General features: G+C 69.2%; 20 protein-coding genes. 10 read left to right on the top strand and 10 right to left on the bottom strand.

What is annotated here, in order from left to right; genetic code table 11:
* Nucleotides 1-6 precede the first annotated feature (6 nt).
* Nucleotides 7-465, bottom strand: a complete 459-nt coding sequence (locus TSH58p_RS17165; RefSeq protein ID WP_109068265.1) for a hypothetical protein — start codon at nucleotides 463-465, stop codon at nucleotides 7-9.
* A gap of 163 nt (nucleotides 466-628) precedes the next feature.
* Here TSH58p_RS17165 and TSH58p_RS17160 point away from each other — a divergent pair, with 163 nt between their 5' ends.
* Nucleotides 629-1,282, top strand: coding sequence for a DsbA family oxidoreductase (locus TSH58p_RS17160; RefSeq protein ID WP_109068266.1), 654 nt, complete (start codon nucleotides 629-631; stop codon nucleotides 1,280-1,282).
* Nucleotides 1,282-1,701, top strand: coding sequence for an alternative ribosome rescue aminoacyl-tRNA hydrolase ArfB (gene arfB, locus TSH58p_RS17155; RefSeq protein ID WP_109068267.1), 420 nt, complete (start codon nucleotides 1,282-1,284; stop codon nucleotides 1,699-1,701). The genes TSH58p_RS17160 and arfB overlap by 1 nt, the downstream gene beginning before the upstream one ends.
* 119 nt (nucleotides 1,702-1,820) lie before the next feature.
* Here the strand turns inward: arfB and TSH58p_RS17150 are convergent, their stop codons facing one another.
* Nucleotides 1,821-2,264: a PRC-barrel domain-containing protein gene (locus TSH58p_RS17150; protein WP_109068268.1), complete on the bottom strand. Its 444-nt coding sequence runs from the start codon at nucleotides 2,262-2,264 to the stop codon at nucleotides 1,821-1,823.
* Nucleotides 2,265-2,422: 158 nt separating this feature from the next.
* Here TSH58p_RS17150 and TSH58p_RS17145 point away from each other — a divergent pair, with 158 nt between their 5' ends.
* Nucleotides 2,423-4,339, top strand: coding sequence for an AI-2E family transporter (locus tag TSH58p_RS17145; protein ID WP_109068269.1), 1,917 nt, complete (start codon nucleotides 2,423-2,425; stop codon nucleotides 4,337-4,339).
* Nucleotides 4,340-4,341: 2 nt separating this feature from the next.
* On the opposite strand, the gene TSH58p_RS17140 is transcribed toward TSH58p_RS17145, so the two are convergent.
* The 4 genes from TSH58p_RS17140 to TSH58p_RS17125 form a co-directional block, all read right to left on the bottom strand.
* Entirely contained in the window at nucleotides 4,342-5,277 is a 936-nt protein-coding gene (locus tag TSH58p_RS17140; protein WP_247873846.1) for an ACT domain-containing protein, read from the bottom strand.
* 52 nt (nucleotides 5,278-5,329) lie between these two features.
* A complete protein-coding gene (mfd, locus tag TSH58p_RS17135) occupies nucleotides 5,330-8,962 on the bottom strand; it encodes a transcription-repair coupling factor (protein ID WP_109068271.1) in 3,633 nt (1,210 codons plus the stop codon).
* A 10-nt stretch (nucleotides 8,963-8,972) separates the two neighbouring features.
* Nucleotides 8,973-9,275 carry a succinate dehydrogenase assembly factor 2 gene (locus TSH58p_RS17130; protein WP_109068272.1) on the bottom strand — a complete coding sequence of 101 codons (303 nt, stop codon included), beginning with the start codon at nucleotides 9,273-9,275 and terminating at the stop codon, nucleotides 8,973-8,975.
* A 132-nt stretch (nucleotides 9,276-9,407) separates the two neighbouring features.
* Entirely contained in the window at nucleotides 9,408-10,199 is a 792-nt protein-coding gene (locus tag TSH58p_RS17125; protein WP_109068273.1) for a crotonase/enoyl-CoA hydratase family protein, read from the bottom strand.
* A gap of 199 nt (nucleotides 10,200-10,398) precedes the next feature.
* Between TSH58p_RS17125 and TSH58p_RS17120 the strand changes: the two genes are divergently transcribed.
* From TSH58p_RS17120 to TSH58p_RS17110, 3 genes are all read left to right on the top strand, one after another.
* Nucleotides 10,399-10,995 (top strand): hypothetical protein, encoded by a 597-nt coding sequence (locus TSH58p_RS17120; RefSeq protein ID WP_109068288.1) that lies wholly within the window; start codon nucleotides 10,399-10,401, stop codon nucleotides 10,993-10,995.
* A gap of 176 nt (nucleotides 10,996-11,171) precedes the next feature.
* Nucleotides 11,172-12,470, top strand: coding sequence for an ergothioneine biosynthesis protein EgtB (egtB, locus tag TSH58p_RS17115; RefSeq protein ID WP_109068274.1), 1,299 nt, complete (start codon nucleotides 11,172-11,174; stop codon nucleotides 12,468-12,470).
* Between the two features lie 99 nt (nucleotides 12,471-12,569).
* Nucleotides 12,570-12,902, top strand: coding sequence for a ferredoxin (locus TSH58p_RS17110; RefSeq protein ID WP_109068275.1), 333 nt, complete (start codon nucleotides 12,570-12,572; stop codon nucleotides 12,900-12,902).
* An 88-nt stretch (nucleotides 12,903-12,990) separates the two neighbouring features.
* Here the strand turns inward: TSH58p_RS17110 and TSH58p_RS17105 are convergent, their stop codons facing one another.
* Nucleotides 12,991-14,154 (bottom strand): nicotinate phosphoribosyltransferase, encoded by a 1,164-nt coding sequence (locus TSH58p_RS17105; protein ID WP_014240665.1) that lies wholly within the window; start codon nucleotides 14,152-14,154, stop codon nucleotides 12,991-12,993.
* A gap of 362 nt (nucleotides 14,155-14,516) precedes the next feature.
* On the opposite strand from TSH58p_RS17105, the gene TSH58p_RS17100 reads away from it, so the two are divergent.
* From TSH58p_RS17100 to TSH58p_RS17090, 3 genes are all read left to right on the top strand, one after another.
* Nucleotides 14,517-15,014: a flagellar basal body-associated FliL family protein gene (locus TSH58p_RS17100; protein ID WP_109068276.1), complete on the top strand. Its 498-nt coding sequence runs from the start codon at nucleotides 14,517-14,519 to the stop codon at nucleotides 15,012-15,014.
* 154 nt (nucleotides 15,015-15,168) lie between these two features.
* The gene (gor, locus tag TSH58p_RS17095; RefSeq protein ID WP_109068277.1) at nucleotides 15,169-16,521 is read left to right on the top strand and encodes a glutathione-disulfide reductase; all 1,353 of its coding nucleotides are present in this window, start codon (nucleotides 15,169-15,171) and stop codon (nucleotides 16,519-16,521) included.
* Between the two features lie 169 nt (nucleotides 16,522-16,690).
* Entirely contained in the window at nucleotides 16,691-17,587 is an 897-nt protein-coding gene (locus TSH58p_RS17090; RefSeq protein ID WP_109068278.1) for a manganese catalase family protein, read from the top strand.
* 142 nt (nucleotides 17,588-17,729) lie between these two features.
* On the opposite strand, the gene TSH58p_RS17085 is transcribed toward TSH58p_RS17090, so the two are convergent.
* Complete coding sequence (locus tag TSH58p_RS17085; protein WP_109068279.1) at nucleotides 17,730-19,073, bottom strand: AmpG family muropeptide MFS transporter; 1,344 nt, start codon at nucleotides 19,071-19,073, stop codon at nucleotides 17,730-17,732.
* Between the two features lie 216 nt (nucleotides 19,074-19,289).
* On the opposite strand from TSH58p_RS17085, the gene TSH58p_RS17080 reads away from it, so the two are divergent.
* Nucleotides 19,290-20,675, top strand: coding sequence for a class II 3-deoxy-7-phosphoheptulonate synthase (locus tag TSH58p_RS17080; protein ID WP_109068280.1), 1,386 nt, complete (start codon nucleotides 19,290-19,292; stop codon nucleotides 20,673-20,675).
* Between the two features lie 140 nt (nucleotides 20,676-20,815).
* On the opposite strand, the gene TSH58p_RS17075 is transcribed toward TSH58p_RS17080, so the two are convergent.
* Nucleotides 20,816-21,223 (bottom strand): flagellar basal body-associated FliL family protein, encoded by a 408-nt coding sequence (locus TSH58p_RS17075; protein WP_247873847.1) that lies wholly within the window; start codon nucleotides 21,221-21,223, stop codon nucleotides 20,816-20,818.
* A 186-nt stretch (nucleotides 21,224-21,409) separates the two neighbouring features.
* Entirely contained in the window at nucleotides 21,410-22,903 is a 1,494-nt protein-coding gene (gabD, locus tag TSH58p_RS17070) for an NADP-dependent succinate-semialdehyde dehydrogenase (protein ID WP_109068282.1), read from the bottom strand.
* Between the last annotated feature and the right edge of the window lie 128 nt (nucleotides 22,904-23,031).

Below are 23,031 nucleotides of genomic sequence, written 5' to 3'. Positions count from 1 at the left end.
CGGACCTCAGCGCATCTTCTTCGCCACGAAGGCCTTGGCGAGGGTCATCATCGCCTTCTCATGGGTGACGCCACCCTGCCCGCCCTTGCCGGCGGGAACCACCATGGTGGCGGACTTGACCGGGGCGGGTGAACCGGTGCGGCCACGCGCCGGCGGCGCGTCCTCTCCAGGATCGCGGCCGAGACGGCTCAGCACGTCGGCCAGCGCCTCCTTGCTCAGCGCCGAATCCGCGGGACCGCGGGACCGGCCCGGTGCGGCAGGCGCAGACCGGCTGGGCGCCGAGGGGCGGACACCCCGCTCGATGGCCGCCGCAGCGATCGCCTTCAGGAAGGGTTGGGAGATGCCCAGCAGGAGCTGCGGGTCCTCGACCGCCCAGGCCATCAGGAGCTTCTGCGCGGTCGCCCGGCTCCCCTTGGCCGCCACCAGCGCGTCGCGCACCTTGCCGTCCACATAGGAATTCGCCATCGCCGCACGCCTCCGACCGCCGCGGACCCTCGTCCGCGGAACCCCGCGACTCTCGGGCGGCAAGGGTTAACAAAGGGTTGCAGAAACGGCTCCCCAAACGCGGCGGGGTGCCCCACGGGCAGGGCGGTTGCGCGGCGGGGCGGGAATGGAGGATAGTGGGCCTATGCTGATCGAAACCTACGCCGACCTGATCTGCCCCTGGTGCTACATCGGCAAGCGGCGGCTTGCCCGCGCGCTGGCCGACCGGCCCCGCGTCCAGGTGGACCTGCGCTGGCAGCCCTTCCAGCTCAACCCGGACATGACGCCGGGCGGGATGGAGCGCAGCGCCTATCTGGCGGCCAAGTTCGGCGGCACCGAGCGGGCGCGGCAGATCCATCTGGTGGTCGAGGAAACGGCGGAGCGCGACGGCCTGCCTCTGCGGCTGGACCGCATCCGGCGCACGCCGAACAGCTTCGACGGACACCGGCTGATCCGCATCGCCGCCCGTCACGGGCTGGGCGACCGGATGGCCGACGCCCTGTTCCACGCCTATTTCGTGGACGGGCTGGACATCGGCGACCGCGACACGCTGGCCGCGACCGCCGCCGGGCTGGGCTTCGATTTCACGGACATCAAAAATCTGCTGAATGGCGACGCGGAGACCACGGCGGTCTTCAACGCCGACGCCACGGCGCGCCAGCTCGGCCTTCAGGCGGTTCCCTGTTACATCTTCAACCGGCGCTACGCGCTGTCCGGCGCCCAGGAGCCCGCCAGCTTCCTCCCCCTTCTCGACCTCGGGGTGGAGGAGCAGGAAGGCGTAACGGCGGCGGCCGACTGATGATCCGCGTCACCCCGCGCATCAGCCTGGACGAGAGCGAGCTTCAGGAAAGCTTCATCCGCGCCTCCGGCCCCGGCGGCCAGCACGTCAACAAGACGGACAGCGCGGTCCAGTTGCGCTTCGACGTCGCGGCCTCGCCGAACATTCCCGACGACGTGAAGGCCCGGCTGGTCCGCTTGGCCGGCTCGCGCATGACGGCGGCGGGCGTGCTGATCATCGTCGGCGACACCTACCGAAGCCAGCTCCGCAACCGCGAGGATGTTCGGGAGCGGCTGATCGACCTGATCCGCGACGCGACTGTGGTTCCCAAGAGCCGGCGCCCGACCAAGCCGACCCTTGGCTCCAAGAAGCGCCGCCTGGAGGCCAAGGGTCAGAGGTCCGACATCAAGCGTCTGCGGTCCGGCAAGCCGGACGACTGAGGCCGTTTAAAGCGGATTTCAATCCGCTTTGGACCGCGACTGCGGTCCCGGCCGCAAGCGCGGACGAAGCCCGGCCGGCGAATGAGGCCATATGACTCTAAAGCGAATGAAAATTCGCTTTAGTGCGGCGTCTTCTGGCGGCTCAGCGAGATCATGTTCCCGCCATACTGGAACTCCGGCAGGTTGGCGAACTGGTCCTTGGTCAACTGGGTCGCCACGATGGCGTCCTGCTGCTGGTTGTAGCGCACGTTGTCGATGTCGAGCGCCACGTTGCGGCCGCCGATGCCCATGATGCCGCCGGTCGACACCACGAGCTGGCTCGGACGGTTGCTGCGGTTGAACAGAACGTCCTCGACCTGCCCCACCTTCTGCCCGTCATAGGCGACGACGGACTTGCCCAGCATGGCCTGCGGCTCGATCCGCGAGGCGGTCTGGAGCGATTGTTCGGACATCGGACGGGACGCCTGCTCGCTTCCCCCACCGAACCAGCTCGACGTCTCGGCGCAGCCCCCCAAAGCCAGAAGCGCGACCGCCGACAGGACCGGAACAGCAACCTTACGCATAGCCCCCTCCTTCTGACGAGATAACCACGCGGGTTTAAACAGGCCGTAAACCGCAATCGTCACGGTGCCGCGGGGAAATTGCGCTGGGTGGCGCCGGAACGCGCCGTGTCCGCCCGCGTTCTGCACTGTCTCAACTCTCCCCCGAGGCTCCGCAGATCATGGCCGAAGACACCGCCCGCCGGTTGCAGGCCCGCCCCATTCCGGTGCCGAAGGCCGCCCCGCCCGCCTCCACCCAGACGACGCTGCTGGTCATCGCGCTGGTGGTGGCGACCCTCTATCTGGGAAGCGACATCCTGGTCCCCATCGCCCTGGCGGTGCTGCTGACCTTCGTCCTGGCGCCCATCGTCAGCCGGCTGGAGCGGCTGCGGCTTGGCCGGGTGCCGTCGGTGCTGGCCGTCGTGGTGCTGGTCTTCGCGGGCATCGCCGGTTTCGGTACGGTGGTCGGCGGGCAGATCGCCGACCTCGCCAACAACCTGCCCAGCTATCAGCAGAACATTCACGCCAAGCTGGCTTCGCTGCGATCCAGCGCCGCGTCGGCGGGCAGCGGCGGGGTGGTGCAGCAGGCGACCGAAGCCTTCCGCGATTTGAAGCAGGGATTGGAGCAGGTGACCGGGGATACCCCGCCCGCCGCCACGTCTCCGGCCAACGCCTTGCCCGCCCCCGGCGCCGCGCGGGAACCGGTGCCCGTGCGGATCGAGCAGAACGGGTCCGACGCGCTGACCATCATCAGCGACGTGCTGGGGCCGGCCATGGCGCCGGTCGCCACGGCGGGCATGGTGCTGGTCTTCACCATCTTCATGCTGCTGCAACGCGAGGATCTGCGCGACCGGCTGATCCGGCTGGCCGGGTCCGGCGACCTCAGCCGCACGACGGAGGCGATGAACGACGCCGGTGAGCGGGTCAGCCGCTATCTGCTGATGCAGTGCGTGGTCAACGTCACCTACGGCCTGCCCATCGGGATCGGTCTGTGGCTGCTCGGCGTGCCCAACCCGCTGCTGTGGGGGCTGCTGGCGACGGTGCTGCGCTTCATCCCCTTCCTGGGACCGGCGATCGCCGCCACCTTCCCGATCCTGCTGTCCTTCGCGGTCGATGCGGGATGGACCCTGCCGCTGCTCTGCATCGCCCTGTTCGTGGCGGTGGAGCTGTTCTCGAACAACGTGGTGGAGCCCTGGCTCTACGGCTCCGCCACCGGCCTGTCGTCGCTGGCGATCATCGTCGCCGCGGTGTTCTGGACCACCCTGTGGGGGCCGGTCGGCCTGCTGCTGGCGACTCCGCTGACCGTCTGCCTCGTGGTGCTGGGGCGGCACGTGCCGCAATTGCATTTCCTGGAGGTGATGCTGGGAGACCGCCCGGTGCTGCCCGACGAGGCCAAGCTGTACCAGCGCCTGCTCGCCCGCGATCCCATAGAGGCCATGGAGATCGCCGAGGAGCGGATGAGCAAGGGCGGCCTGACGGAGACCGGGCACGGCCTTCTGCTGCCCACCCTGTCTTTGGCCGAGCAGGACCGGCAGCGCAGCCGCCTGACCCCGGAGGGGCGGCAGGCGGTGGCCGAGGGCATGACGGCCCTGGTCGACGAGCTGGCCGAAACCATGCCGCCCGCCGCGGCGGAAGCGCCGCTGATCCTGTGCATCGGCGCCCGCAACGACCTGGACGAGGCGGCGGCGGGGCTGCTCGCCCACACGCTGCGCCCGCGGGGTCTGCGCGCGGAGGTGATCGCCTGCGAAACGGTGTCGGTCCGCGCCATCGGCGCCCTCGCCCCGACCGGCGTGTCGGCGGTGGCCTTGTCCTACCTGGACCCGTCCGCCCTGTCCCACGCCCGGCGGCTGGTGCGCCGCATGCGCCTGCATTTCGGCCCGAACGTGCCGATCCTTCTGTGCCTGTGGAGCGCGCACCCGGAAGCCGAAGCGCCCGAGCACGCCACCTCCCAGACCGCCGCCGACCGGGTCGCGACCAGCCTGGCCAGCGCCCTCATGCACCTGGAGGAGTTGGGCGTGGTCGCCGCCGCCCCGGAAACCAGCACGCCGGAGGACAGCAAGCCGGAGGCCACCGAAGCGGAGAAAGCCCGGCCGGAATAAGGTCAGGAGGGCGCGACGACGGTGCAGACCCGCTTCAGCGCGTCGGCGGCGCGCTCCACGTCCTCGTCCCGCACCAGAATGTAATCGGTGTCGTAGGTGGACATGGCGAAGATCGGCACCCGCGCCTGGGCCAGCGGCACCGCGATGCGCGCCAGCACCCCGAACAGCGAGAAATCCAGCGGCCCCGCCACCTTGAAGGCGCGCCAGCCGCGCTCCGCCGTCACGCCGTCCGGCACGCGGGATTCGCGGCAGAGGATCGACAGCTCCTCCCCCGTGCGGGTGGCGCTGACCAGCGGGTCGCTCCAGTCGAGCCAGCCGGGCATCCCGTCCCCCGGCGCCAGCCGCGCCACCGCCAGCCGGTCGGGCAGGACCGACAAGGTCAGCGGCTTGGTCTCCGGCAGCAGGGCGGCGTCCAGCGTGGCGCGGTCCACCTCGAACGGTTTCAGGATGCGCTTGGCTCTAGCGGCCAGCGACGGGATGCGCGAGCGCATGGCCCGGCCCAGCATGTCCGCCGCGACCGGGCGAAGCTCCGGATCGTCCGCCGCCAGATCGACCATGGCCTGAAGCGCGGCGCTCTGCACGATCCGGCTGGCCCGGTTCTCGAACCAGTCCTCCAGAAGCGCCACGGCGCGCCCACGCTGCTCCTCGCTCAGGGTCAGGCGCGGCAGGATCGCGGCCAGCCGCCAGCGCACTTCGGCCTGCTCGATCGCCGCCGCCTCGGTCAGCAGACGTTCGGCGAAGGCGTCCAGCGGGCGGGCGTCGCCGCGCGACACCCGGTCCAAGGCGTCGGCGGCGCGCATGCGCACCCCGGCGTCACCGTCGAACAGGCAGGCGACCAGTTCCGGCAAGCGGGCGGGGTCGGCGGCCACCGCCTCCGCCACCGTCGGAATGTTGCCGAAGGCCCGCCGGTCGCCGCCGAGCGCCAGGGCCTTCGCCAAGCCCCTGTCCTTGGACCCGATATCCTTGGGCCCTCCATCCTTTCTCATCGCCTCAGCGCCGCCCGAAGGGACGCGAGGGGATGTTCCGCCCGAACTTCGATCCGGCCTTCAGCGCGCTGGGCCGCGGCGGCGGCGGCGGCGGCGGCGGCGGCGGCGGCGGCGCCTCGCCCTTCGGCACGGCGCCGCCACCGGCCATCTGCGCCAGATCGCTCATCAGCCGGTTGACGCCGCGCACCCGCTGGGCCTCGTCGGCCCATTCGCGGGTGTAGACCAGCTTGTGGTCGGGCCGCAGCTTCATCAGGCTCATCTGCTGGCTGATGTAGGTCAGCAGCTTGGCCGGCTCGGCGTAGCTGTTGTTGCGGAAGGTCAGAACGGCGCCCTTCGGTCCGGCGTCCACCCGCTCCACCCCCGCCTGCCGGCAGAGCTGCTTGATGGTCACGACGTCGAGCAGGTTCTCCACCTCGCCCGGCAGCTTGCCGAAGCGGTCGATCAGCTCCGCCGCGAAGCCGTCGATCTCCGCCCGGTCCACCAGCTCCGCGATGCGGCGGTAGAGCGACAGGCGCACCGTCAGGTCGGGGACATAGTCCTCCGGGATCAGCACCGGCGTGCCCAGGTTGATCTGCGGGGTCCAGGGCTGGTCCTCCGCACCGCTCGGCACCTGCCCGTCCATGTTGGCGCGGGCGTTGGCGACGGCCTCCTCCAGCATGTGCTGGTACAGCTCGACGCCGACCTCCTTGACATGGCCGGACTGCTCCTCGCCCAGCAGGTTGCCGGCGCCGCGGATGTCCATGTCGTGGCTGGCGAGCTGGAAGCCGGCCCCCAGGCTGTCCAGCGTCTCGATGACGTGCAGCCGCTGCTGCGCCGTGCCGGTCAGCGCCTTGTTCGGCGCGTAGGTGAGGTAGGCGTAGCCGCGCACCTTCGACCGGCCGACGCGCCCGCGGATCTGGTAGAGCTGGGCCAGACCGAACATGTCCGCCCGGTGCACGATCAGCGTGTTGGCGTTGGGGATGTCGATGCCGCTCTCGATGATGTTGGTGGCGAGCAGCACCTCGAACTTGCCCTCGTCGAAGGCGGTCATCACCTCCTCCAGCTCGCTGGCCGGCATCTGGCCGTGGGCGGTGACGACCTTGACCTCGGGCACCAGCTCACGCACCCGCTCGGCGACCTTGGGCAGGTCCTCGACGCGCGGGCAGACGTAGAAGGTCTGGCCGCCCCGGTAATGCTCGCGCAGGATGGCCTCGCGCACCACCACGGGGTCGTAGGGCAACACGAAGGTGCGCACCGCCAGACGGTCCACCGGCGGGGTGGCGATCAGCGACAGCTCGCGCACGCCGGACAGCGCCATCTGGAGCGTGCGCGGGATCGGCGTGGCGGTCAGCGTCAGGACGTGCACGTCGGCGCGCAGCTCCTTCAGCCGCTCCTTCTGCTTCACGCCGAAATGCTGCTCCTCGTCCACGATGACCATGCCGAGCTGCTTGAACTGCACGCCCTTGCCGAGCAGCGCGTGGGTGCCGATCACGATGTCGGCGGTGCCCTCCGTCAGCTCCTGCTTGACCTTGGTCTGCTCCTTGGGCGTCACCATGCGCGACAGCTGGACGACGCGCAGCGGCAGCCCGGCAAAGCGGGTGGTGAAGGTCTTGAAATGCTGGCGCGCCAGCAGCGTGGTCGGCACCACCACGGCGACCTGCTGGCCGCTCATGGCGACGAGGAAGGCGGCGCGCAGAGCCACCTCCGTCTTGCCGAAGCCGACGTCGCCGCAGACCAGCCGGTCCATGGGACGGCCCGAGCCGAGATCGGTGAAGACCTCCTCGATGGCCCTCAGCTGGTCGTCCGTCTCCGGGTAGGGGAAGCGGGCGGCGAACTCCTGATAGACGCCCTCCGGCGTGTAGACCGGGTCGGCCTTCTTCAGCATCCGCTCGGCGGCGATCTTCAGCAGCGCCTCGGCCATGTCCTTCAGGCGTTTCTTGACGCGGGCCTTGCGGCCCTGCCAGCCGGCCCCGCCCAGCTTGTCGAGCTGCGCGTGGGCGTCCTCCGACCCGTAGCGGGTCAGCACCTCGATGTTCTCGACGGGGACGTAGAGCTTGTCGCCGCCCTCGTAGATCAGCCGCAGGCAGTCGTGGGGGGCGCCGGACACCTCCAGCGTCTCCAGCCCGTCGTAGCGCCCGATGCCGTGGTCCATGTGCACCACGAGGTCGCCCGACGCCAGCGCCGTGTATTCGGCGATGAAGTTGGCGGCCTTGCGCTTCTTCTTCGCCGCCGGGCGGACGAGGCGGTCGCCGAGGATGTCCTGCTCGGTGATGACGGCCATGTCGGCGGAGGTGAAGCCGTGCTCCATCCCCAGCACGATCATGCCGATGATGTTGCGGTCGAAGCGGCGGACGTCCTCGATGCTCTCCGCCGGCTCCAGCCCCGGAATGCCGTGGTCGCCCAGCACCGTCATCAGACGGTCGCGCGACCCCGCGGAATAGCCGGCCACCAGCACCCGCCGCCCGTCGGCCCGCAGCGCGCGGATGTGGTCCTTCACCGCCTCGAAGACGTTGACGTCGGGCCGCGCCCGCTCCTCCGCGAAGTCGTGGCCGCGGCGGCCGCCGGCGTCCAGCGTGCCCTTGATCCCCGGCGGCGTGCCGAAGGGCTGGAGCTGCGCCACGGCGTGGGCGGCGAACAGGTCGTCCCAGGCCTGGGCGTCGAGGAACATCATGCCGACCGGCACCGGCTTGTAGACCGGCGAGCCCGTCCGCTTCTCGATGACGATCATGCTCTCGCGGGAGGCGTGGAAGTCCACCACCTGCGCGATGCGCGAATCGCGCGATTCCGTCGCCTGATGGTCCAGCGACAGGATGGCCTTGGGCATGTAGGCCAGCAGCGATTCCATGGTCTCGTGGAACAGCGGCAGCCAATGCTCCATGCCGCCGTACTTGCGCCCGGCGCTGATCGCCTCGTAGAGCGGGTCGTCGTCGGTGACGGCGCCGAACAGCTCGCGGTAGCCGGAGCGGAAGCGGGCGATGCCGGCCTCGTCCAGGAACACCTCGGACATCGGCTTCAGGTCGATGCCGTCGCGCTTGTCGGTGGTGCGCTGCGACATGGGGTCGAAGCTGCGCACGGCCTCCAGCTCGTCGCCGAACAGGTCGAGGCGCAACGGCTCGTCGGTGCCCGGCGGGAACAGGTCGATGATGCCGCCGCGCACGGCGAACTCGCCCGGCTCGCGCACCGTCTGGGCGCGGGTGTAGCCGTTGCCGGCCAGATAGCGCTGCAGCTTCTCCAGGTCGATCCGGTCGCGCAAGCGTGCCGAGAACACCGCGTCGCGGAAGGCGGCGCGGGGCGGCACCTTCTGCACCATGGCGTTGACGGTGGTCAGCACGACCAGCGGTGCCGCGTCCGCCTTGCGCGCCAGCAGGCGGGTCAGCGTGTCGATGCGCTTTGCCACGATGCCGCCGTTGGGCGACACGCGGTCGTAGGGCAGGCAGTCCCAGGCCGGGAAGACCTGCACCTCCAGCGACGGCGCGAAGAAGGCCAGCGCCTCCGCCAATTGGGCGGCGCGGGTGTCGTCGAGCGCGACGTGGAGAAGTCCGGCACTCCCCGCCCGCTTGGCGAGGTCGACGAGGACGCGGGCGTCATGACCGGCGGGGGCGCCGCCGACCAGAAGGCGGCCGGAGCGTCCCGGCTGCAACTGTTCGAAGCTGGGCAAGGATCGGGCCTCAGGACCCCTGACGGGGCGTGTAGCGGAATGTGGTCAACAGCCGCATGACGTCGGTGTCATGCTCGGCGGGCAGCGGCTCGCGCCCGGCGTACCAGTTGTAGAGGTCGGGGTCGCTGAGTTCGAGCAGCGCCTCGTAGCGGTCGAGCTGCGCGTGGTCGAAGTCCGGGACATGGGCGTCGGCGAAGCTGCCGATCAGCAGGTCCATCTCGCGCATGCCGCGGTGCCACGACCGGAAGCGCAGCCGCTTGCGCCGGTTTTCCAGGGATTCGCCGCTCTCGGACAGGGTGTTCTCGTCGCTCATGCCATCCACGCCAAAAAGCCCCGGCCCCGGAAGATAGGGGGCGGAGCGGTCCACATCCACCCCCGCATCCTGCACACCGGCACGCCCCCGCGCAAACCGAAACGCCGGACGATCCCCCGGAAGGAGCGTGATTCAGCGCGCCAGCCACGCCTCCAACCCGTCGCGCAGGTCCGCCCCCGGCGCCAGCCGGGCAAAGCGCTCGGTCTCCACCGCCAGCCCTTCGCCGATGGTCATGTTCAGCCCGCGGGTCACCGCCCCCAGGATGCCGGACACCGCCGCCGGGGAATGCCGGACGATCCGCCCCGCCAGTTCGAAGGCGGCGGGCAGCAGCGCGTCATGGGCCACCACCTGATTGACCAGCCCCACCGCCAGCGCCGTCGCCGGCGGGAAGGCGTCGCCGGTCAGCAGCCATTCCAACGCGCGCTTGCGCCCGGCGTTGCGGGGAAGCCGCTGCGTCCCGCCGAAGGTCGGCATCATGCCGAGCCTGATCTCCGCCTTGGAGAAGGTCGCCCGCTCGCTGGCGACGGCGAGGTGCGCCGCCTCCAGGATCTCGCAGCCGCCGCCGTAGCAGATGCCGTTGACCGCGGCGATGACCGGCTTGGGAAAGGCCTCGATCCGCGCGCACAGCGTCTGGCCGGGCCGGAAGGCGCGCACCGCCGCCTCCGGTCCCCGCCGGACGGCCGGAGTGAACTCCGCGATGTCCGCCCCGGCGGAGAAGGCCCGCTCCCCGGCGCCGGTGACGATGATCGCCCGCACCGCCGCGTCGGCCTCCAGCGCGTCCAGCGTGTCGAGCATCATGGCGGCGAGCGCCGTGCTGATGGCGTTCAGCTTGGCGGGGCGGTTCAGGGTCAGGGTGGCGATTCCCCCGGCGGTGACGCACAGGACGGGGGTGGCGGGGGCGGCGAGCTGGTTCGTCAGGGGCATGGCGGGTTCCTTTTGCCGGCGTTTGCGATGCCCCACTGTCGAGCCCGAGCCACGCCCCTGACAAACGAGTACGCCGCGTTTTCGGGTGAGCAGCGCTCACCTGAAACGGGGCCGCCGCGCTCCCGCCAAAGCGTCACCTTGACAGAATCGCGACAGTTGGTACACTGAACAGTCCCAGCCACTCGCGGTGGAGGTCGCCATGACCGACGGATCGATCGGACGCCCGGAACCTCTGGTCCGCTCGGCCGGCGTGGTCGAGCGCACCGGCAGCGCGACCGACCGCAGGAAACGGCGGCAGAATCGGCAGGACCTGCAACAGCAGGAGCGCGAGCAGCAGGAGCGCCGCGACCAGGACGAGGCCAACCACAAGCGGCGGCGCCTCTACGACCTGCTGTTCGACGAGATCGATGAGCTGGACACGCTGAACGCCGGGCAGCGGGCGCGCATCAAGCAGAATCTGCGCGCGCAGCTCGCCAACCGCCGTCCGCCGCCCCACCTCGCCCCCAACCTCGCCCAGCCGCCGCCGGCGGATGAGGACATCGAACGCATCGCGGCGACGCTCCTCGAAAAGGCCGTCGCGGCCCATCCGGCCGACCACGACCACATCGTCGGCATGGCGGCGCCGACGCATCCGGCGCTTCCGCCGGGGCAGACGGCGGAGAATGTGGCGCTCGCCAACCAGCTCCGCGATTGCCTGGAGCAGCGGACGACGACCTCCCGCCGCGTCGCCGTGTATCTGCGCCTTCTTCTGACGCTCGAAGGCGCCTTCCGTCCGCATCTGGTGGTGGACGCATAACCACAGCCCTATTGCGGGTATAATGCGCGAATTCGGAGAACACCCCCCTCCGATGCGCCACCCAGGATGGTTGGACCATACGGCACAATGGTCCTGTTGTTCCTCCGGCGATGGTCCGGGCGCGCCCCCGCGCCGTTCCCGCCGCGGAAAACCCGCTCCCGCAGGGAGGTTCCCCCGTGCCCGATACCCATCTCGCCATGCACGCCCAGCCGTCCGGCGACGCCCTTCGCCAAGCGCTTTCCACCCGTTTCCAGAAGATCCGCGCCCGCACCGCCGAACTCGCGGCTCCCCTGTCGCCCGAGGACTTGATGGTCCAGTCGGTGGCCGACGGCGCCCCGGCCAAATGGCACCTCGCCCACACGACGTGGCTGTTCGAAACCACCGTCCTGGTGCCCTGCAATCCCGGCTACCGCCCCTTCGACCCGGCTTTCCTGACCCTGTTCGCCGCCCGTGACGACCGGTTCGGCAGCCACCAGCTTCCCTCCCCCACCCTGCGCCTGCTGTCCCGGCCCAACGCGGCGGAGGTGATGCGCTACCGCGACCATGTGAACGCCGCGGTGCTGCACCTGCTGAACCAGGCCGAGGAGGCGGACCTGCCGGAGATCGCCGACCGCGTCGTCGTCGGCATCACCCACGAGCGGCGCCACCAGGAACGGCTGCTGACCCACATCAAGCACGCCTTCTGGAGCAACCCGCTGCGCCCCGCCTACGACCAGCCGCCGCAGACCGTGCCTGCTCCGCCGCAGCCGGAACGCTGGATCGGGCATGAAGGCGGCCTCGTCGAGATCGGGCGGACCGAGGCCTGGGCCGGCTTCGACCATGAGGGGCCGCGCCACCGCGTCCATCTGGAGCCCTTCCGCCTCGCCGCCCTGCCGGTGTCCTGCGGCGCCTTCCGAGACTTCATCGAGGACGGCGGCTATGCCAAGCGCTCGCTCTGGCTCGCCGATGGCTGGGAGGCGGTGCAGACCGAGGGATGGCAGGCTCCGCTCTATTGGGAATGGCGCGACGGTGCGTGGCAGATCTTCACGCTCTACGGCATGCGTCCGCTCGATCCCGCCGAACCGGTTTGCCATGTCAGCTGGTTCGAGGCCGACGCCTTCGCCCGCTGGGCCGGCAAGCGCCTGCCCGAGGAGGCCGAATGGGAGGCCGTGGCGTCCCGCTGCGACAGCATGGGCAACCTGCTGGGCACCGGCCACCGCCACCCGCGCCCCAGCACCTGCCACGGCGACGGTCCCTGGCAGTTGTTCGGCGACGTGTGGGAATGGACGCGCAGCCCCTTCGCCCCCTATCCCGGCTACCGCCTGCCGGACGGGGTGGACGAGGCCGTCCATGGCCGCTTCATGATCAACCGCATGGTGTTGCGGGGCGGCAGCTGCGTCACCCCCTTCGACCACGCCAACCCCACGGCCCGGCATTACCTGAGGCCGGAATCCCGCCTGTCCTTCACCGGCCTGCGGCTGGCCGAAGACGCCTGATATCGAGGGCGCCTGGGATATTGGAATCGTTTTAAACGGTGGCGCTGCACCGCAGCAGGCTCTATAACCATATTTAAATTATGGAATTTGGAGCCTGCGATGTCTCTCGATCTGCCCCAGGTGTTCCGCCACCACGTCTTCTGTTGCTCCCAACAGCGCCCGCCCGGTCATCCGCGTGGGAGCTGTGCCGCCAAGAACGCCCACCCGCTGTGGGAACAGCTCGGCCAGCGCATCCAGGCCAAGGGATTGCTGGACGTCGGCATGGCCTGGACCGGCTGCCTCGGCTTCTGCTCCGCCGGGCCGCTGATGGTGGTCTATCCGGAGGGCCTGTGGTACCGCCCGGAAACGCCCGCCGACATCGACGAGATCGTCGACTCGCACCTCGTCAACAACACGCCGGTCGAACGGCTGGTGATGGTGCTGACCCGCTGAACGCAAAGCCCCTCCGCGGCATGGCCAGCGGAGGGGCTTTCCTTGTGTGAAACGATGTGCGCGGAACGACGTGCGTGGAACGACGATGCTACTTGCGGAACAGGAACTCGCGGCCGACCTTCACGCGCTTCTCGCCGTCGTACTCGATGATGTCGGCGGTGGCGTAGGTCTCGGTCCAGCGTTCGGGCAGATAGCTGCCGGTGCCGATGATGTCGACGGGGGCGTTGGCCTCCGCCATCAGGCGGCACTTCGCCGGGCCGAAGCCGGAGCTGGCGACGATCTTCACCGCCGGGAATCCGGCCTCGTCCAGCTTCTCGCGCATGAAATGGATCGCCGCGGCCGACACGCCGGTGCCGATCAGGTAGCGGAGCTGCGTCTCGTCGCGGTAGCCGCGGATGGAATGGGGGGCGTGCCGCTCCAGCACCGCGTAGGAGCCCGGCGGGTCCAGCCCCTCCAGGAAGCGCCCGCCCGGCGTGTCGAGCCGCACCGCCAGCTTGCCCTGCGCGGCGAGGCCGGGGAAGCGGCGGCAGACCTCCAGCGCGTCGGTCACCTCGCGCCCGAAGTAATCGACCAGGACGGTCAGCGGCAGCTCGGGGAAGGTCTCGTGGAACATCTCCGCCGCGCGCACGGTCGATCCGGCGTAGCCGATCAGCGCGTGGGGCATCGTGCCCATGCCCTTCTTCTGGCCGAAGAAATGGGCGGTGGCGTCGGTGGCGTTGCCGATGAAGCCCTTGGCGCCGACCTTGCGCTTCGCCCGGTCCGACCCGACCGAGGCGGCGTAGGCCATCATCTCCTCCATCTCCGTGCCGGCGCAGTGGCGCGCCTCCATGGCGAGGAAGGCGGTCTTCGGCAGGTCGGCGCACATGGTGAAGGCGTTGTAGGCGCCGACGCAGGCGGGGCCGAGCTTCTGCAGGATGATCGTCTCGGTGTCGACCAGATGATAGAAGGAGCCGGTGATGTAGAGGATCGGCTCGCCCGCACCGACCCACTTTCCTTCCGGATAGTTCAGGACGATGTCGAGGTCGAACCCGCGCTCCCGCGCCACCGCCTCCAGCCATTCGATGGCGAGTCGCGGCGCGCAGACCACCGGGCGGCGCATGAAGATGGCGTAGGTGACCTTCTTGTCACCGAATTTCCCGACCGCTTCCTTGGTCCGCTTGAAATAGGTGTCGGTCCATTCGGTGATGGCCGACGCGGGCGGATGGCTGGCGGGCGTGTGACTGGCCGGCGGCTGGTTCCTGGTCTCGTCCATGGCGATGTCCTTGTCTTCCCGCTCTTGCCCTTCGCGACGGTCACGTCCGGAGGCCGCCCCCACCGCGGAAACGGCAATCCGATAGAGAAACCAGCATTATACGCCCCGGCCCTCCGGTGGAAGAGGCTTCATCCGCAACGGCCAACCGCCGCAAGCAATGGTGATTTACCAAAAATACGCTACGAAATCCGGCGCATTTCAAACGCAAAGAAGATGAGAAGAGATGCGCAGTTCCTCTCTGTAATGCGCTCTCGCCAAAAAGTATAAAATACCTGTATTTGACGCCTTCCTTTTATCCATCCACCATACACTCAAGAACAGGCACCTCCCCTTTCGGTGCCGGGAAAAGCGACGAGGTCGGCATGAGCCGGACAATCCGCCAGAACGCGCCGAACATTGCGGCGCCCCCCTCGACGCTGGACCGTCTCGGCCGCCGTGTGGTGGTCGGGCTTCTCTGCACCATGGCCGGGCTGGCCGCCGCGGGCACCGGCGGGGCCTTCCTGCTGAAGCCCGGCACGGCCCAGGCCGGGCGCGTGGTGGGGGACACGCTGCGCACCGCCGCCAACTACGCCCGCCTGCCGGCGATGATCTTCACGCTGAGCGACGGCGACCGGCTGCGCGAGCTGCGGGTCCGCGTGGTGCTCGACATGGAGCCGACCGCCCCCGTCAAGACGGTGGAAAGCTATGGGCCGCGCATCGCCAGCGCCATGACCAATGTGATGCTGGACACCGACCCCGGCGAGCTGCGCGGGCGCAACGGCGCCTTCTACATCAAGGACGCGGTGATGCGCACCGCCGCGAAGGAACTCGGCGCGATGAAGATCCGGCAAGTGCTGGTCCAGGAACTCGTCATGCGCTGAGGGAAGGCCAGCCCGCCACCCCGATCCGCCACCCCGATCCGCCCCCTCGGCCAACGCTCGACAGGCGTGCCGGAATGGGGAACACTCCTGTCCCGTTCGGATCGTGGGCCGCTATGGCTCTTGGGATTGCTCTTGGGATTGCAAGGAGACGGCCGTGGCCGAGTTCGATTTCGACCTTTTCACCATCGGTGCCGGCTCCGGCGGCGTCGCGGCCAGCCGGCGGGCCGCGTCCATGGGGGCCAAGGTCGCCATCTGCGAAGGCAGCCGGGTCGGCGGCACCTGCGTCATCCGCGGCTGCGTGCCGAAGAAGCTGCTGGTCTACGCCGCCCAGTTCCGCGACGCCTTCGAGGACTCCAGCGCCTATGGCTGGTCGACCACCATGCCGGCCTTCGACTGGGCGACGCTGATCGGGCGCAAGGACGCCGAGATCGACCGGTTGAACGGCATCTACATCAAGATGCTGGAGAACTCCGGCGTCACCCTGCACACCGGTTTCGGACGGCTGATCGACCGCCACACGGTGGAGGTCGCGAACAAGCGCTACACCGCGAAGAACATCCTGGTCGCCACCGGCGGCTGGCCGGCGCTGCCCAAGATTCCGGGGATCGAGCACGCCGTCACCTCCAACGAGGCGTTGCAGCTCGGCACCCTGCCCCACTCCGTCATCATCCTGGGCGGCGGCTACATCGCCGTCGAATTCGCCGGGATCTTCCGGGGCTTGGGCGCCGAGGTCACGATCATGATCCGCGGCGAGGAGCTTCTGAACGGCTTCGACGACGACATCCGCGTCGCCCTGGCCCAGGAGATGCGCAAGCGCGGCATCAACATCCTCACCCGCACCCAGCCGGTGAAGGTCGAGGAAGGCCCCGGCGGCTTCACCGTCACCGACCAGCTCGGGCGGGAGCATTCCGCCGGCCTCGTCATGGCGGCGACCGGGCGCCGTCCGAACACGCGCGACCTCGGGCTGGAAGCCGCCGGCGTCGCGCTGGACGACGCCGGGGCGATCCGGGTGGATGAGTATTCGCGCACCAGCGTCGACAACATCTTCGCCGTCGGCGACGTGACCGACCGCATGGCCCTGACCCCCGTCGCCATCGCCGAGGGGCGCGCGTTCGTGGAGACGCTGTTCAACGACAACCCGACCAGCATCAGCTACGCCAACATCCCGACCGCCGTCTTCTCCATCCCGCCGCTCGGCACCGTCGGCCTGACCGAGGCGGAGGCGCGGGCGAAATACGCGACCGTGGACATCTACAAGGCCGGCTTCCGCCCGATGAAGCACACCATGTCGGGCCGCGACGAGCGCGTCCTGATGAAGCTGGTGGTGGACGGCGAGAGCCAGCGCGTGCTGGGCTGCCACATGATGGGCATGGACGCGCCGGAGATCGTCCAGGGGCTGGGCATCGCCCTCAACTGCGGCGCCACAAAGAAAGATTTCGACCGCACCATCGCTCTCCACCCCTCTACCGCGGAGGAGTTCGTCCTGATGCGCGAGAAGGTGTCCTAACGATCGAACATTAAACCAAAGGTCAGGAGCCTGATTTCCTGGAACGCTTCTAAGAAGCCGGTGTTGAGGGCACACGACGATGGCGGCGGCGATCATGGCGGCGGTCCGGCACCCCCGCGGATGCCGCCGTCCTCCATCCTTCATCCAGGCTCCGGAAGGGCTCCTACGCATGTTCATGCACAACAAGAACCTGATGTACACGGTCCGCGTCGCTGAACCGGACCCGAAGCTGGCCAGCCTGATGCTGGAACAGTTCGGCGGCCCCCAGGGCGAATTGGCGGCGGCCTTGCGCTACTTCACGCAGGGCCTGGCCGACGAGGACCCTGGCCGCAAGGACATGCTGATCGACATCGCGACCGAGGAACTGAGCCATCTTGAAATCATCGGCAGCATCGTCGCCATGCTGACCAAGGGCGTGAAGGGCAAGCTGGCCGAGGGCGCGGAGGAGGTCACCGACCTCTACGCCGACATCGCCAAGGGCAACGGCAGCCACACGCTGGCCCTGCTCTACGGCGGCGGCCCGGCGCTGACCAACTCCGCGGGGCAGCTCTGGACCGCCGGCTACATCGACAGCATCGGCGAGCCGACCGCCGACCTGCGTTCCAACATCGCCGCGGAATCGCGGGCCAAGATCATCTATGAGCGTCTCATCAACATCACCCCCGATCCGGGCGTGAAGGACGCGCTGACCTTCCTGATGACCCGCGAGATCGCGCACCAGAAGATGTTCGAGAAGGCGCTCTATTCGATCGACAACAACTTCCCGCCGGGCAAGCTGCCGGGCAATCCCGAATACACCGACAAGTACTACAACATGAGCCAGGGCGACGGCGACTCCCGCGGCCCGTGGAACCAGGGCGAGCAGTGGGAGTTCGTGAACGTCACCCCCGACCAGGCCCCGGTCAGCGGCGGCGACGGCAACCCCTCCGTCCGGCTGGCGGCGGAGGAGATGAAGGCCGTCAACGAGGCCGCCAAGCGCACCATGTCGCGAACCGACGTGAACCCGGTGACGGGCGCCGACCTCGGCGCCGGCCCCGGTTCCGGCAAGATGACCCCGGTCAAGTAACATCTCAATCCCCCTCTCCCCCTGGGGAGAGGGCTGGGGTGAGGGGGCGCCCGCCAGGGCGTCCACGCTCTGCAATGAGACAACGTGGTCGGCCTCACGGCCGCCCCCTCATCCTGACCTTCTCCCCGGAGGGGAGAAGGAATCAGGCCTTCACCGCCGCCTCGTCCCGCCTTGGCCGCGTCATCAGCCACAGCAGCACCAGCAGCCCCGGCACCGCTCCGCCGGTGGACAGCAGGAAGAAGCTGCTCCAGTCCATCCGCTCGGCCAGCCAGCCCGACGAGGCGCCGAACAGGTCCCCGCCCAGCTTGTAGAAACTGCTGAGCAGCGCGTATTGCGTGGCCGTGTAGGCCGTGTTGCACAGGCTCGACAGATAGGCGACGAAGGCCGCCGTCGCGATGCCGCCGCAGACATTCTCCAGCGCCACGGTCACCGCAAGCGCCGACAGGTCGTGCCCGACCTGCGCCAGCATGACGTAGCCCAGGTTGGACAGCATCTGCATCAGCCCGCCGACCAGCAGCCCGCGCAGCACGCCGATGCGCCCGACCAGCACCCCACCGATCAGCCCGCCGATGATCGTCGCCCACAGGCCGAACAGCTTGGTGACGTTGGCGATCTCCGTCTTCTCGAAGCCGAGATCGACGTAGAAGGGCGCCGACATCACCCCCGCCAGCACGTCCCCCAGCTTGTAGCAGGCGATGAACAGCAGGATCGCAGCCCAGGCCGGGCGCGTCATGAACTCGACGAAGGGCGCCACGACGGCGCCGTAGACCCAGGCCAGCAGGTCCGCCTTCCAGCCGGTCAGGTGCGGGCGGGCGGCCAGCCAGTCGGCCACATGCTGCTCCCGCGCCCTGGACTCCGCCGAATCCGCGACCTTCGGCTCGCGGTTCAGCAGGATCGTCACCATGCCGACCGCGACCAGCCCGGCCATGACGTAGTAGGCGACGTGCCAGCCGAAGAACTCCGCGAGGTACAAAGCCCCCGCCCCCGCCGCCAGCATGCCGAAGCGGTAGCCGAGCACGAGGATGGCCGCACCGGCGGCCTGCTGGTGCTCCTCCAGCACCTCGACGCGGTAGGCGTCGACCACGATGTCCTGGCTGGCCGAGAAGAAGGCCACCACCACGGCCAGCATGGCGGTCCACCACAGGTCGGTGACCGGGTTGGTGCTGCCCAGCCCGATCAGGGCCGCCATCAGCCCGGCCTGCGCCACCAGCGCCCAGCCGCGCCGCCGCCCGAACAGCCGCGTCATCACCGGCAGCCGCAGCCGGTCGATCAGCGGCGCCCAGACGAACTTCAGCGCGTAGGGCATGGTGACCAGCGCGAACAGTCCGATGGCCGTCTTGCTGATGCCGCCCTCGCGCAGCCAGACCGACAGGGTGGACCCGGTCAGCGCCAGCGGCAGCCCTTCGGAAAAGCCGAGGAACAGAATGGCCAGAACGCGCCGGTCAAGATAGACGGAGGCCGCCTGACCCCAGGAGGATGGTTTCACCCGCTCAACCCTTCCGCACACCTGCGTATCCGTCTGTATAGGCCGCGGCCGGACGCCCCGGCCAGCGCGCTTTTTCGGGCGACGGGCCGCATCATCCATTGCGGAAGTTGCGGTCGAAACTATGGAAAAATTTCCCGGCGACCGCTATACAGAGTACCCCTCCGGCCGTCATCCGGCCGGCTGGGGAACCCTTAGCACAAGGAAAGAGCGGGCGTCATGGTTGAGCGTTGGTCCCCCGACAGTTGGAGGTCGAAGCCGGCGAAGCAGCTTCCGACCTATCCGGACCCGTCCAAGGTCGAAGCGGTGGAGCAGCGCCTGTCCTCCTATCCCCCGCTCGTCTTCGCCGGCGAGGCGCGCCGGCTGAAGGACAGCCTCGCCGCCGCCGCCGCCGGCAACGCCTTCCTGCTCCAGGGCGGCGACTGCGCGGAGAGCTTCGCGGAGTTCCACCCGAACAACATCCGCGACACCTTCCGCGTCCTGCTGCAGATGGCCGTCGTGCTGACCTTCGGCGCCGCCATTCCGGTGGTGAAGGTGGGCCGCATGGCCGGGCAGTTCGCCAAGCCGCGCTCCGCCGACACCGAGGTGCTGGAGGGGATCGAGCTTCCGTCCTACCGCGGCGACATCATCAACGGCTTCGACTTCACGCCCGACGCCCGCGTTCCCGATCCGGAGCGCATGATGCAGGCCTACACCCAGGCCGCCGCCACGCTGAACCTGCTGCGCGCCTTCTCCCAGGGCGGCTACGCCGACCTGCACAAGGTCCATCAGTGGACGCTGGGCTTCGTCGAGCGCTCGCCGGCGGGTGAGCAGTTCCGCGAGATCGCCAACCGGCTGGACGAGACGCTGGGCTTCATGGCGGCCTGCGGGATCACCGCCCAGACCACCCCGCAGATCCGCGAGACCGAGTTCTTCACCAGCCACGAGGCGCTGCTGCTGCCGTTCGAGCAGGCGATGACCCGCGTCGACAGCACCACCGGCGACTGGTACGACGTGTCGGCCCACATGCTGTGGATCGGCGACCGCACCCGCCAGCCGGACGGCGCGCATGTCGAGTTCCTGCGCGGCGTGAAGAATCCGATCGGCCTGAAGTGCGGCCCGACCACCGATCCGGACGAGCTGATCCGCCTGATCGACCTGCTGAACCCGACCAACGAGCCGGGCCGCCTGACCCTGATCGTCCGCATGGGCGCCGACAAGGTGGCGGAGAAGTTCCCGCCCCTGCTGCGCAAGGTGCAGCGCGAGGGCCGCGTCGTCGTCTGGTCCAGCGACCCGATGCACGGCAACACCGTCAAGTCCTCCAGCGGCTACAAGACCCGCCCGGTGGAGAAGGTGTTGTCGGAGGCGCGCGACTTCTTCGCGGTGCACGAGGCCGAAGGCACCCACGCCGGCGGCGTCCATTTCGAGCTGACCGGCCAGGACGTGACGGAGTGCACGGGCGGCGCCCAGGCGATCACCGACCACAAGCTGGCGCTGCGCTACCACACCGCCTGCGACCCGCGGCTGAACGCCAGCCAAGCGCTGGAACTGGCCTTCCTGCTGGCCGAAGAGCTGAAGCGCGCCCGTCTGAAGCGCGACGCCGACCGCCGCGCGGCGGCGGAGTAAGGCGTTTTCCTGGGGGCACTGCTGCCCCCACCCCGGCCCTCCCCCGCTATCGCAGGGGAGGGTGCCTTCTGCGGAGCGGCGGCAGTTCCCTCCCCTGCGAAGCGGGGGAGGGTTAGGGTGGGGGCAAGCGGTGCGAGCCCCTACCGCACCACCATCCGCTCCAGCAGCACCTCGCGCACCCGGATGGTCTGCGCCTCGCGCTTCATCACGCTCGCCACGGTGCTCTTGATCAGGTTGGCGCCCTCGGCCCCGCTCAACTGGCTCGGCTCGATCTGGCGCAGACGGTCGGCCATCTGGTCGGCGATGCGGGGGACGAAGGGCGTGGCCGGATTCGGGTCCCCGGTGGGCTCGATCTCCAGAAGCACGCGGATGTCCACCAGACGCGCGTCGCTGCCCCCCAGCGTGAAGGTCATCGTCGGCAGGGACGCGTAGGTCTTCTGCGCGTTGCGGTCGCCACCGGCGCTTCGGGCGCCGGATTTGCCCGACACCACGGTCCAGGTGCCCAGCGCGGCGAGCAGCACCAGCGCCACCGCGATGAGGACGGGCATCAGGGACACCGACTCCCCATCGGAGCGCCGCAGCAGGAACCGCACCGGGCCGCCTTTCCCCCATCATTCCCCTGATGGGGGCATGGGTAAATTTAACGATGATTTATTCTAGATAAAAAAGCGGGGCCGGTCAAAGCGCGTCGCGCGACCGGCCCCGCTTTTTTACTTGAAATCAGCGGCCGGCTTTCAGCCGCCGATGCCGCCCATGCACAAATACTTGATTTCCAAGTAATCCTCGATGCCGTACTTGGAACCTTCGCGGCCGATGCCGCTTTCCTTCATGCCGCCGAAGGGGGCGACCTCGGTGGAGATGATGCCCTCGTTGATGCCGACGATGCCGTATTCCAGCGCCTCCGCCACCCGCCAGACGCGCCCGATGTCGCGGCTGTAGAAGTAGGCGGCCAGACCGAACTCGGTGGCGTTGGCCATGCGCACGGCCTCCTCCTCCGTCTCGAAGCGGAACAGCGGAGCGACCGGGCCGAAGGTCTCCTCGCGGGCCACCTTCATCGCCGGGGTCACGTCGGCGAGGATGGTCGGCTCGAAGAAGCTGCCGCCCAGGTCATGCCGCTTGCCGCCCAGGACGACGCGGGCGCCCTTCTCCGTGGCGTCGCGGATGTGATCCTCGACCTTCTCCACCGCGGCCATGTCGATCAGCGGCCCCTGCTGCGCCCCCTCGGTGGTCAGGCCGGGACCGACCTTCAGCGCCTTCACCGCCTCGGCCAGCTTGGCCGCGAAGGCGTCGTACACTCCGGACTGCACCAGCAGCCGGTTCGCGCAGACGCAGGTCTGGCCGGTGTTGCGGTACTTGGACGCGATGGCGCCCTTCACCGCCTCGTCGAGGTCGGCGTCGTTGAAGACCAGGAAAGGCGCGTTGCCGCCCAGTTCCAGCGACACCTTCTTCACCGTGCCGGCGCATTGGGCCATCAGCTCCTTGCCGATCTCGGTGGAGCCGGTGAAGGTCAGCTTGCGCACCGTCGGGTTGCCGGTCATCTCGCCGCCGATGGCGCGGGCAGAGCCGGTGACGACGCTGAGGATGCCCGCCGGGATGCCGGCCCGCTCCGCCAGCACCGCCATGGCGAGCGCGGTCAGCGGGGTGGCGGTCGCCGGCTTGATGACCATCGGGCAGCCGGCGGCCAGCGCCGGGCCGGCCTTGCGGGTGATCATCGCCGCCGGGAAGTTCCACGGCGTGATGGCGGCGGTGACGCCGATCGGCTCCTTGGTCACGACGATGCGGCGGCCCGGCAGATGCTGCGGGATGGTGTCGCCGTAGACCCGCTTGCCCTCCTCCGCGAACCATTCGATGAAGGACGCGGCGTAGGCCACCTCGCCCCGCGCCTCGGCCAGCGGCTTGCCCTGCTCCGCCGTCATGATGCGGGCGAGATCCTCCTGGTTCGCCATCATCAGGTCGAACCACGTCCGCAGGACCTTCGCGCGCTCCTTCGCGGTCAGGGCGCGCCAGGCCGGCCAGGCGCGCTCGGCGGCCTCGATGGCCCGGCGCGTCTCGTCGGCGCCCATCATCGGCACGCTGCCGAGGACGCTGCCGTCGGCGGGGTTGGTCACCTCCACGGTCTTGCCGCTGTCGGCGTCGATCCACCGGCCATCGACGAAGCCCTGGAAACGCAGCAGCTCGGCGTCCTTCAACCCAAGACGGCGGGCGGTGTCCACGGAATCATACGGCATGGTGCCTTCCTTCCCTCGTTTCTTGCGCGCAGCCTCGCGGTCGGCCGCGGGTTCGGCAGAGAGTATAGGGCACCACGCCCGGTCTGCGATGCTTCCCGTGGCGTGGGCAGGCGTGCGAACCGGGGATG

The sequence above is a fragment of the Azospirillum sp. TSH58 genome, from assembly GCF_003119115.1.
GTDB lineage: Bacteria > Pseudomonadota > Alphaproteobacteria > Azospirillales > Azospirillaceae > Azospirillum.
Note: the sequence above shows the minus strand (reverse complement) of the source record. Positions and strands in the feature narration are given on the sequence as shown.

Coding starts and splice junctions, on each gene's coding strand:
- TSH58p_RS17130 (WP_109068272.1), bottom strand. CDS start 9,275: ATGAGCGACGAGAACACCCTGTCCGAGAGCGGCGAATCCCTGGAAAAC.
- TSH58p_RS17090 (WP_109068278.1), top strand. CDS start 16,691: ATGTTCATGCACAACAAGAACCTGATGTACACGGTCCGCGTCGCTGAA.
- TSH58p_RS17075 (WP_247873847.1), bottom strand. CDS start 21,223: ATGCCCGTCCTCATCGCGGTGGCGCTGGTGCTGCTCGCCGCGCTGGGC.
- arfB (WP_109068267.1), top strand. CDS start 1,282: ATGATCCGCGTCACCCCGCGCATCAGCCTGGACGAGAGCGAGCTTCAG.
- TSH58p_RS17160 (WP_109068266.1), top strand. CDS start 629: ATGCTGATCGAAACCTACGCCGACCTGATCTGCCCCTGGTGCTACATC.
- gabD (WP_109068282.1), bottom strand. CDS start 22,903: ATGCCGTATGATTCCGTGGACACCGCCCGCCGTCTTGGGTTGAAGGAC.
- TSH58p_RS17105 (WP_014240665.1), bottom strand. CDS start 14,154: ATGGACGAGACCAGGAACCAGCCGCCGGCCAGTCACACGCCCGCCAGC.
- TSH58p_RS17145 (WP_109068269.1), top strand. CDS start 2,423: ATGGCCGAAGACACCGCCCGCCGGTTGCAGGCCCGCCCCATTCCGGTG.
- TSH58p_RS17110 (WP_109068275.1), top strand. CDS start 12,570: ATGTCTCTCGATCTGCCCCAGGTGTTCCGCCACCACGTCTTCTGTTGC.
- TSH58p_RS17120 (WP_109068288.1), top strand. CDS start 10,399: ATGACCGACGGATCGATCGGACGCCCGGAACCTCTGGTCCGCTCGGCC.
- TSH58p_RS17165 (WP_109068265.1), bottom strand. CDS start 465: ATGGCGAATTCCTATGTGGACGGCAAGGTGCGCGACGCGCTGGTGGCG.
- TSH58p_RS17150 (WP_109068268.1), bottom strand. CDS start 2,264: ATGCGTAAGGTTGCTGTTCCGGTCCTGTCGGCGGTCGCGCTTCTGGCT.
- TSH58p_RS17125 (WP_109068273.1), bottom strand. CDS start 10,199: ATGCCCCTGACGAACCAGCTCGCCGCCCCCGCCACCCCCGTCCTGTGC.
- TSH58p_RS17100 (WP_109068276.1), top strand. CDS start 14,517: ATGAGCCGGACAATCCGCCAGAACGCGCCGAACATTGCGGCGCCCCCC.
- TSH58p_RS17080 (WP_109068280.1), top strand. CDS start 19,290: ATGGTTGAGCGTTGGTCCCCCGACAGTTGGAGGTCGAAGCCGGCGAAG.